This window comes from Pseudomonas sp. FSL R10-2964, assembly GCF_009600035.1.
GTDB lineage: Bacteria > Pseudomonadota > Gammaproteobacteria > Pseudomonadales > Pseudomonadaceae > Aquipseudomonas > Aquipseudomonas bubulae.
The window spans coordinates 63,858-70,135 of record NZ_WIWH01000028.1; the positions used below are offsets into that span (position 1 = coordinate 63,858).

Annotated in this window: 6 protein-coding genes; 2 read left to right on the forward strand and 4 right to left on the reverse strand. The window is 58.4% G+C overall.

Going from position 1 to position 6,278, the window contains the following annotated elements; translation table 11 throughout:
• The first annotated feature begins 261 nt into the window (after nucleotides 1–261).
• Both nhaA and GHN92_RS16485 read left to right on the forward strand, forming a co-directional pair.
• Nucleotides 262–1,440 (forward strand): Na+/H+ antiporter NhaA, encoded by a 1,179-nt coding sequence (gene nhaA, locus GHN92_RS16480; protein ID WP_095002983.1) that lies wholly within the window; start codon nucleotides 262–264, stop codon nucleotides 1,438–1,440.
• Nucleotides 1,441–1,514: 74 nt separating this feature from the next.
• Nucleotides 1,515–2,114, forward strand: a complete 600-nt coding sequence (locus tag GHN92_RS16485; RefSeq protein ID WP_095002982.1) for a hypothetical protein — start codon at nucleotides 1,515–1,517, stop codon at nucleotides 2,112–2,114.
• A 73-nt stretch (nucleotides 2,115–2,187) separates the two neighbouring features.
• Here the strand turns inward: GHN92_RS16485 and GHN92_RS16490 are convergent, their stop codons facing one another.
• The 4 genes from GHN92_RS16490 to GHN92_RS16505 form a co-directional block, all read right to left on the reverse strand.
• A complete protein-coding gene (locus GHN92_RS16490; protein WP_095002981.1) occupies nucleotides 2,188–2,652 on the reverse strand; it encodes a glycine zipper 2TM domain-containing protein in 465 nt (154 codons plus the stop codon).
• Nucleotides 2,653–2,842: 190 nt separating this feature from the next.
• Nucleotides 2,843–3,490: a pyridoxamine 5'-phosphate oxidase gene (pdxH, locus tag GHN92_RS16495; protein ID WP_095002980.1), complete on the reverse strand. Its 648-nt coding sequence runs from the start codon at nucleotides 3,488–3,490 to the stop codon at nucleotides 2,843–2,845.
• Nucleotides 3,491–3,513: 23 nt separating this feature from the next.
• Entirely contained in the window at nucleotides 3,514–4,632 is a 1,119-nt protein-coding gene (locus GHN92_RS16500; RefSeq protein WP_133144839.1) for an OmpA family protein, read from the reverse strand.
• Nucleotides 4,633–4,742: 110 nt separating this feature from the next.
• A complete protein-coding gene (locus tag GHN92_RS16505; RefSeq protein ID WP_095002978.1) occupies nucleotides 4,743–5,888 on the reverse strand; it encodes a serine hydrolase domain-containing protein in 1,146 nt (381 codons plus the stop codon).
• Nucleotides 5,889–6,278: the final 390 nt, after the last annotated feature.

The following is a 6,278-nucleotide window of genomic DNA, read 5'->3' on the forward strand; positions in this document are numbered from 1 at the left end:
CGCGAGCAAGCCCGCTCCCACACAGCCACCGCCTTCTCCTTCTTCAGGCGGGATCCTTGCTGAAAAACCAGCAAAGCTGGTCTATTTCCTACAGCCTTCACAGGCACAAATCAGACTCAATTTGACACACAACTGCTAGGCTCTTGAGCGGTGTGTGAGCACGCCGTTGCTTATAACAAAAAAGAATATAGTTTTTGTTTTAACCACTAACCCCACAGGTTAGGGTGTCGCACCTTATTACCTAATTGATGGAGAGCGACCTTGCCTCTGCGTAGCACTTTCACTCGGTTCTTTCAGTTGGAAGCTGCCAGCGGTCTGCTGTTGATTGCCGCGGCCGCTCTGGCTCTGATCGTCAATAACTCACCGCTTTCCCATTACTACACGGCCTTCCTGGACGTGCCGGTAGCGGTGCAAATCGGCGCCCTGCAAATTGCCAAACCGTCGCTGCTGTGGATCAACGATGGCCTGATGGCCTTGTTTTTTCTGCTGATCGGCCTTGAGGTCAAACGCGAACTGCTTGAAGGCCAGCTGTCCAAACCCTCACAGGTGGTGCTGCCCGGCGCGGCGGCAATCGGCGGCATGGTGGTACCGGCGCTGATCTACTGGTTCATCAACAAGGATTACCCGGACGCTCTCGGCGGCTGGGCCATCCCCATGGCCACCGACATCGCCTTCGCCCTCGGCGTGCTGGCCCTGCTCGGCAAGCGTGTACCGGTGTCGCTGAAGCTGTTCCTGATGACCCTGGCGATCATCGATGACCTGGGGGCAATCATCGTGATTGCGGTGTTCTACTCCAGCGAGTTGTCGGGTGTGTCCCTGCTGCTGGCGGCGGCATGCCTGATCGCGCTGATTGCCATGAACCGCATGGGAGTGATCAAGGTCGCACCTTATATGATCGTCGGCCTGATCCTCTGGGTGTGCGTACTCAAAAGCGGTGTGCATGCCACATTGGCAGGTGTAACGCTGGCATTCTGTATTCCGCTGCGCACCAAAAACTCAGAAACTTCACCGCTGATGAGCATCGAGCATGCCCTGCATCCCTGGGTGGCTTACGCGATTCTGCCGTTGTTTGCCTTCGCCAATGCGGGTGTATCACTGGCGGGTGTCAGCCTGCACAGTTTTGTCAGCCATGTGCCTATGGGCATTGCCGCAGGCTTGCTGATTGGCAAAACCCTTGGCGTGTTCGGCCTGACCTGGATCGCCATCAAGACCGGCATGGCCGCGCTGCCGGCAGGCGCCAACTGGGGCCAGGTGTTTGGCGTGGCCATCCTGTGCGGCATCGGCTTTACCATGAGTCTGTTTGTGGGCTCGCTGGCGTTCGTTGCAGGTAGCGATTATGTAGGCATGGACCGTATGGGCATCCTTACCGGCTCGATCCTCGCAGCACTGATCGGCTATGGTGTTACGCTGTTCTTTAGCCGTAAACAGCCGGTGGCGTAACCCTGATGTTGCTCACTGAGGCGGGCTCTCACAGAGACACAGCCCGCCTGAGTGAACAACCAAAAGAGAGAAACGTGGTCGATAAAATGCAGATTGTGCAATACGCCGGCATCACCGTGATGTTCCCGGCAGCGCTGGTGATTGCTGCCTGGTTATGGCTGGGCGCATCCAGAAAAATCGCTTTGCTGTGGTTGGGCGTGCTGGTAACTGCCTACCTGGTGGTGGGCGTCAGCAAGATCCTGTTCAAGGGCTGGGGCGTTGGCCTGCATGACCTGGGCATTGCCGTATTCAGCGGCCACGCCATGAATGCTTGCCTGGTCTTCACCGTGTTGCTCAACCTGCTGTGCCAACAGCTTGATCAGCGCTTGCGCTGGCCTGCACTCGGGGTCGGGTTGCTGGCGACCTGGTGGTTCGCCATCAATTACGTCGCCCTCACCATCCACCCTTTGCCGGAAGCCATCGCCGGAGCGCTGATAGGCTCTGTCGCCGCCTGCGTATTTGTGTTCAGCCTCAGGCAGTACAACGTCAGTCACGTCCCTCGACCTGCCCTGACACTGGGGCTGGCGGTGGTGATGGCCTTCAGCTGTATGCCCAAGTACACGGCAGAACGCTTGCTGGACCATATCGCCATAACGCTGTCTGGGGCCGAGCAGGCATTCAAGCACTCGTCCTGAGCTGCTTTACAGCCATAAAAAACCCCGGCCAGTTCGCACTGGCCGGGGTTTTGTTTTTACGCTGTCGCCTGTTTTACTGGGTAACGCGGCTGGTACCGTCAACGGTCATGATGCGCACGCGCTCACCGGTACGGAATACCTGGTTAGGCTCAACCTGCTGAACGTAAGCACGGGTGCTGCCGTCGTCTTCACGCACGGTGATTTCCACACCCTGGGTCTTGGTCAGGCCCGACTCGGCTGCCGAGCCCAGCAAACCACCGGCCACGGCGCCGATCACTGCGGTGACGATGCTGCCACGACCGCCACCGATGGCGCTGCCGCCTACACCACCCACGATAGCGCCAGTCGCAGCGCCGATCGGGGTCTTGGTGCCTTCAATTTGCACAGGACGCAGGGCAACGATGGTGCCCATACGAACGGTCTGTACACGTCGGGCTTCGTCGCGCGAGTAGGTGTCGCCGGTCAAGCTCGATGTGCAGCCGCCCAACAAAACAGTCATGGTAGAGAATGCTGCAACCAACAGAACGGACTTACGCATGGGATCAACTCCAAAATAACAGGGATTCATTAAACTCCGCAGCCGGTAACCTGTCACGGCACAGGGCGGATAAAAGGGCTTTATTCAGCGTCTGTACAGTAACAATAGCGCTGTTTGCCCACACAAGACTTCGCAAAGAGTAGCGCGAAATAGCCGGTTTGCATTGCGCGCCTTGCTGTAGAGAGTGCCTTCAGGGTGCCAGGCGCTCACGCACCCAGTCTGCCCCCTCACGCCGATAGTTGAGGCGATCGTGCAGGCGACTCGGGCGCCCCTGCCAGAACTCGATGCGCTCGGGCAGCAAGCGATAACCGCCCCAGTGCTCGGGGCAATGGGGCTGGCTGTCACTGAAGCGCGCCTCGGTGGCTTTGAGCAGCTCGACCAGTTCATCGCGATCAGCAATCACCTGGCTTTGCGGCGAGGCCCAGGCCCCGATCCGGCTGCCCAGGGGGCGAACCTGATAGTAGGCATCGGACTCTTGCGCAGTGACCTTGACCACCTGACCCTCGATGCGTACCTGACGCTCGAGGGTTGGCCAGAAAAAGGTCATGGCCGCGAACGGGCGCTCGGCCAACTGCTGGCCCTTGGCACTGGTGTAGTTGGTGAAAAAGGTAAAACCCTGTTCATCCAGCCCCTTGAGCAACAACACCCGACAATGCGGCCGCCCGCGGGCGTCCACTGTGGCCAGGGTCATGGCATTGGCCTCGACCGGTGGCTGCTCGGTTTTCACCGCATCGCCGAACCACTGATGAAACAGCGCGAAAGGCTCGGCCGGGGCCTGAGCCTCGGCCAGCCCGTCACGGGTGTAGTCTCGTCGCATATCCGCCAGTGCTTGAGTCATGCCCCCATCCTTCCTTGAATCAGTCAGTTCTTGGCCTGATCGTTGGCGGCAACTTTCTTGTCCGCAACAGCTTTGGCTTTAGCGACAACCGGCTTTTTTGCTGGCGCTGGCTTGGCCGCTTTTTTGGCCGGTGCAGCCTTTTTGGCTATGACGCCTTTCTTGGCCGGTGCTGCATTCTTTTTGGCCACAGAAGGAGCAACAGCTGGCTGCACCGCAACCAGCTCGGCCGGGGTGAGGGCTGGCTGGCTGTATTTGCTGACCAGGGCAACCATGGTGGCTTGCGGGGTCATCAGGATTTCAACCCGACGGTTCAGGGCACGACCTTCGTTGCTGTCGTTGGCTGCGCGAGGCATCACCGAACCCATGCCACGCAAGGTCAGGCGGTTACCTTGTAAACCGCTCATACGGAAGATCGCTGCCACCGATTTGGCACGGTCCAGGCTCAGACGGGTATTGGCCGCCATTGCACCCGAAGAGTCGGCATGCCCCAGCACCAGCACGGCGGTTTTTGGGTCGCCTTCGACCACTTTGGCCACTCGGGTAAACGGGCCAAGCATGGACGGCATCAGCAAGTCCGGGCGGGTGGCCTTGAACGAACTGTCAGCTGAAGCCACGATAATCAGCAGATTCTCGCGACGCTCCAGTTGCAGGTTGGTGTCCTTGATTGCAGTACGCAGACGAGGCTCATATTCGTCCAGCCAGGCCTGGGTAATTTTCGGATCCGGCATCGGGATCACGCCAACCGGCGAAGTTTTGGCGTCTTTGGCATCGCTATCAAACGGCCACCACCAGTTTTTCGAAGAGGCTGCTGCAGAGGCAGGCGCGGCGGTGACGGCTACTTTTTTGTCCTTTTCAACCGGGGTGTCTTTTTTCGCCGAGTCAGAGCCAAAAGGCCACCAGCTGGAACCGCTGTCTTTGGCTGCGACCGCTGGGGCGGTGGCAGTTTTGGTTACCGGTGGCGTTGTTTTGCTGTCTGTTGGCTTGGCCGCAACAGTGGCAGTTTTATTCGCAGGAGTCGACGCCTGGTCGGACGAGCCCAACTGCCACCATTTGTGGCCACCTTCGGCGTCATTCTGTGGAGTTTGTGCGCAACCGGTAATAGCCAGGCAAAGAGCCAGAGCGAGGGTCTTATTAGATGACATTGAATATCCACACAATGAATTAAGAATTAAAGAGGCACTAAGCCCACTATAAAAAACGTATTGAAAACAGAAAAGCTACCGAGTTCCGACCTGTGGCCTACAAATCCTGCTTACAGGCACTCAGCCAGTACTCTAACCAGTTTTTGCGCCCTGGGATCCATCAATATATTGGGCCCAAGGGTATTGGTCACAAATCCAAAGGCCACCTCACGATCCGGGTCGGCAAAGCCGGTCGACCCCCCAGCCCCGGGATGACCGAAAGCTTTTGGCCCAAGGCCAAACGTCGCGTTGGGCACGGTTGGCTGATCCAGCATGCACCCCAGCCCAAAACGGGTTTGCGTGCGCAAGGTTTTATCCTCGCCGACGCTGTGCTCGCGGGTCAGTTGCTCCAGCATTTCGGCTTCAAGCAGGCTGCCGTCCAGCAAACCGCTATAAAAACCGGCCAGGCTACGGGCATTACCATGCCCATTGGCCGCTGGCTGCTCCATCCGGCGCCATTCGGGTTTGTTGGTACTTGTCATAATAGACGGTGGATTGGTGAATGCCCGCGTACTCATGGATGAAGGCTCATTCATCATGGCCTTCAACAGGCGCTGCGCGGCCGCATCCCCCATATTGCCCTTGCTGCGGGCAACATGAGCCACCCGGTAAAACTCTTCGTCACCCAGCCCGACATGGAAGTCCAGCCCCAGCGGCCTGGCCGTCCGCGCCATGATTGACTGGCCCGCACTGCGGCCATCGGCGCGGCGAATCAGCTCGCCCACCAGCCAGCCATAGGTGATCGCGGCATAGCCGTGCCCTTCGCCCGGCGTCCACCAGGGGGTTTCGGCGGCCAGTGCATCGACCATGGTTTGCCATTCATACAGCGCCTCGGCCGGCATCAATTCGCGCAAGGCCGGCAAACCCGCGCGATGGCTCAGGAGCTGACGCAACGTGATGGACTCTTTGCCGGCAGCAGCGAACTCGGGCCAATAGCGGGCCACTGGCACATCCAGCTCCAGCTTGCCCTCTTCGACCAGTTGCAACGCCGTGACAGCGGTAAAAGGTTTAGTGCACGAAAACAGATTGGCAATGGTGTCTGTGTGCCACGGCTGCTCGCCGTCCTTGTCAGCGGTACCGGCCCACAGGTCGAGAACGGTTTCGCCACCGATCTGGATGCACAACGCCGCGCCGCGCTCTTGCGGATCATTGAAAAGATCGGCAAACGCCTCGCGTACTGCTTCGAAGTTAAGGTCGTGAAAACCCTGAATCTGCACCCGGACCTCCTGGATCAAGCATGGCTCTACAAGGCGTGCATTGTTCCAGCACCAGTAAGATTTTGAAACAGAGCAAAGCGCTCTGAGCACACAATTTTTGTGCGCTGTTGAGTCGGCGGGCAAAGTATCAGCAAGGGCGTGTGTTTTTTGTGAAAAAAGGCAAAACACCCATGGCAAAAATCTCGTAGCAGCTGACTCGCGGAGCGAGGCTGCGTCCGGCTGCGCAGCCGTCGTAAAACCTGACTTGCGGGTATAACTGACATACCGCAGGGTCTGATTTAGCGACGGCTTTGCCGCCGAACGCAGCCTCGTTCCTTCGGCAGCTTGTGTCTAAAGAAAGGAATAAAGTCTGGGGTGAGAGCGGTGAATGGCAGGTTGTTCGGCAGCAGT

Excerpts from the sequence above, each read along its gene's own strand:
- GHN92_RS16490 (WP_095002981.1), bottom strand. The coding sequence starts at position 2,652 with ATGCGTAAGTCCGTTCTGTTGGTTGCAGCATTCTCTACCATGACTGTT.
- pdxH (WP_095002980.1), bottom strand. The coding sequence starts at position 3,490 with ATGACTCAAGCACTGGCGGATATGCGACGAGACTACACCCGTGACGGG.
- GHN92_RS16500 (WP_133144839.1), bottom strand. The coding sequence starts at position 4,632 with ATGTCATCTAATAAGACCCTCGCTCTGGCTCTTTGCCTGGCTATTACC.